Origin of the sequence: Novipirellula herctigrandis, assembly GCA_007859835.1 — a bacterium.
Classification (GTDB): Bacteria; Planctomycetota; Planctomycetia; order Pirellulales; family Pirellulaceae; genus Novipirellula_A; species Novipirellula_A herctigrandis.
Window position 1 is genome coordinate 1,818,456 of record SJPJ01000001.1, and the last position, 3,328, is coordinate 1,821,783.

The following is a 3,328-nucleotide window of genomic DNA, read 5'->3' on the forward strand; positions in this document are numbered from 1 at the left end:
TTCCTCTCCGTAACAGATCACTCATCACTGATAACAACATTTACTTCACACTGTTCTTCGAACCTTTTTTCGTTTTCGCCTGACCAATCCCCACGGCTGACGTATAGGGTTTGAAGCGAGGGAAAGCTATGAGTCAGCGATGCAGGATCAATGTATTCAATGCCGTTAATGGACAGAATCTTTAAAGTTGGCAGAGATAAGTGAACAACCTGTTCTGCTTGTATTCCTGCGCAATCGAGCCATAGCTCTTCGAGTAATATTGAATTATCAAGAGCACCTTCGAAATGCTTACCCAGCTTTGTATCCTCAACGACCAAGACCTGTATCGTCGAGGGAAAGGACAGCCTCGCGTCATCAGAGACGACACAGTCCCTAATCCAAATTTGTTCAATATCCAAACTGCTAATAGTCGAAAATAGCTCATGTGAAAGTTGGAAATCGCTGATTTCGATTTTTATAATTGGTGATAACTCGCACATTGAGTTCCAGTCAATGCCAGAACTGAAGCGTCCACACGTTTCGTTGATTCGTATCTCGTGCGTAGGATGAACATATGCGTCACCAATGATGTCACCTACCAAATCACGAAACCAACCAGCATCTGAATTCTTAAAGGCTATTTCAATTCCACTCGCTCTCAGTCTCGAAGCTGCAACCGACCGTCTACGTCCTGAACTAAGAAACGCCATAACTTGCACGACCGCAGTAACAGCAACTAAGCATCCTACCGTAAGAACGATTCTCTTAATGCTCCAGCCCTGCATCAATTCGCATCTATCGTCAAGTCTTGGTCCCACTCAGTGATAGATGAACAGTTTGCAAAGCTATTTTCTATCGCATCTGATTCAACTGTCGCTTTCAGCGTAGTTTCAAGCTGTTCTTTTGATTTCAAGACTGATCCCTTTTGGAAAAGTTCCTTAATCGCTCCGATGATTTGTGCCCGGTCAAGATGATCTGTGAGTTCGTACCCATTCTGAGACCCAAATACAATTTGGTGCGTAGTTACACCGGTCTCGACACTCTCATTCATATCTGTGAAACTCCAGCGAGTTCCACAGCTCCAGCTCCAGAATTTATCGACACAGGTGGTGATTTCGTAATCACATTCAAAGTTCAATCGAATTCGCAGCTGATACCACATCTCATCGGCTGGATTCGCAGAACCAAGTCTAAGCATTTGCTTGAGTTTCTTCACTGGAATCCCAAGCTTTCTGGCAAGCTTTTTGAGATAGCCTTCGAAGTCATCCACTAAGTCTTCCATGTCGTCAATGTCATCACCAACGTCCACACCTTGCCAGTCATTTGCCCCCATATATGCTTCTATTTCAAAGGCTTCCAGTTCACAGTTGGCGTTGGCAATTTTACACTCTCCCTTTTCGCATGGATTCTGCCCCGATGGATCTGTGTCACCTAAAACAAATACATTCGAATAAAGTCCAAAACTCCCACCAAGGAACCCGATCGGATCTCTGGAGCAGAACCTACCGGCACCCGAGTCGTACATGCGGGCGCGGTAGTGATACAACCCTAACGCCTCGTCGTACTCGCGACCCGTGTAAGTGTAACGGTTGTCTTCGGCACTCGTCGTAAGTGCAGTTCCGGCAGCATCCAGAGTCGTAGGTGTTCCGTAGGCATCGTAAGCGTAGCGTTCTTTCACCAATCCGCCGCCATCGGTCAGGGCGATGATGCTGTACTGTTGGCCTCGGTGGTAGTAACGTAAGCCGCCAGTTCCACCCCTTATTACCAGCTCGTCGATGTAACTGGCATAGACGTAGGTGTACGTCGGTGAAGAAGCGACCGCGCCAGAGGTGTAGTCGGCAATCGTTTGCTGACCACTTTGAACGAACACCGTTACCGTCGTTCCATCGTCCCGAGCGACTCGGCGACCGAGAGCATCGAACTGGTAAGTCACATCATCGGTACCGTCGTTGTCCGTATCGGCTCCACGCAGCTTGTTCTCAAAATCCCAGTGAAGTGAGAGGCTAGTGGCTAGCGGCGAGAGGCTAGTGGGAAGTAGAGTTTGGTTCCCCTTGGCGTCGTGCTGAACCGCTTGGCCGGCGGCACTGAGGATCTCGTGCGTGGGGCCGTGGGTACGGCTTTGCACGCTGGCATTCTCGGTGAAACTGTTCCAGTCGCCGACAAGCGAAAGATTCCAGGCTTGATCGAGATTGCTATCGGAGCGGTTCCAACCGACCAAGCGATCCTCGTCGTCATAACCGCTCGATGGAACCGTGAATCCGTAACCGCTCATCGTTCCCGTAATCGTCTCGGACGTCTTGTTCTTGTTCGCGTCCCAGCCGTACGTAAGATCCCCGATTGGAGCACCGCTAAAGGTGATCCCCGCAAGGGTGTTATCGGTATTGTACGTTCTACTTTCACTCACCCCATTATTGTAGCTACTACCCGTCATTCGCCCACCATCGTCGTAGGTGCGAGTGTCGACGGTAGTATTGTTAAACGCGACCGTTTCCAATTGTCCATGATCGGAATAGGTCCGGACGACCGGCGAACCATCGGGGTACGTTAGGCTCGACACTTGGCCGAGATCGTCGTAATTGGTCGTTGTTGTATAGGTTTGGCCACCAAGGGTGGTCGATTCGGTCGACTTGCGGCCCGCTTCGTCGTACGTGTAGCTGACCGTGTTGCCATAGCGACCGGATGTCGCCGTCAGCATTCGTCCGGCAGCGTCATAAGTGAACGTGTCGGTGTCCGTCTGGCCCGAAAGCGGACCGGAGGCATGACCGGCATAGACTTTGTTGAGTAGTCGTCCCGCCAAGTCATAAGCATAAGTGCAGGTATCCCCTTGCTGGTCGGTACGGATCTTCGTGCGTCCAATGGCATCAGGGGTGAAGCTGACAATGCCATAGCCAACATTGCCGATACTGCTGCCCGAAACATGATCGGGATAGGTTTCGGTCAGTTTATTGCCAGCATCGTCGTACGTGTAGCTGGTGACTTGATCCTGGGCATCGGTGAGCGAAAGAAGCTGTCCTGTGGCCGTGTAGGCAAACTCGGTTTCGCCACCGAGCCGATCGGTTTGTTTGATTTGACGTCCACGTGCGTCGGGACAAGAAAGGGCCATCCAGTTTTATTTTCAGCAAGGAGCTTTTCCAGAGTCTTTGCTTCGGAAATATTCCGGCATTGGACGCGATCGGAGTGGTAAACCTCCTCTCCTGTCAGTTCACATGCATCTTTTCAGCATCGACCGCGCAGCAGACAACGCTAATCGCAAAATCAGTTGCAGGTTCGAGCGTGCGGAAGAGAATCCGCTACACCGAAGATAGTCCGAGTGGGTTCTCGGGAGCACACAGCCAGCCTTGACCACACC

2 protein-coding genes are annotated in these 3,328 nt (G+C 50.6%); both read right to left on the reverse strand.

What is annotated here, in order from left to right:
• Nucleotides 1-17: 17 nt before the first annotated feature.
• Nucleotides 18-764, reverse strand: coding sequence for a hypothetical protein (locus CA13_RS06545; protein ID WP_146395145.1), 747 nt, complete (start codon nt 762-764; stop codon nt 18-20).
• The gene (locus CA13_RS06550; RefSeq protein WP_146395146.1) at nt 764-3,082 is read right to left on the reverse strand and encodes an RHS repeat-associated core domain-containing protein; all 2,319 of its coding nucleotides are present in this window, start codon (nt 3,080-3,082) and stop codon (nt 764-766) included. The genes CA13_RS06545 and CA13_RS06550 overlap by 1 nt, the downstream gene beginning before the upstream one ends.
• Nucleotides 3,083-3,328 lie beyond the last annotated feature (246 nt).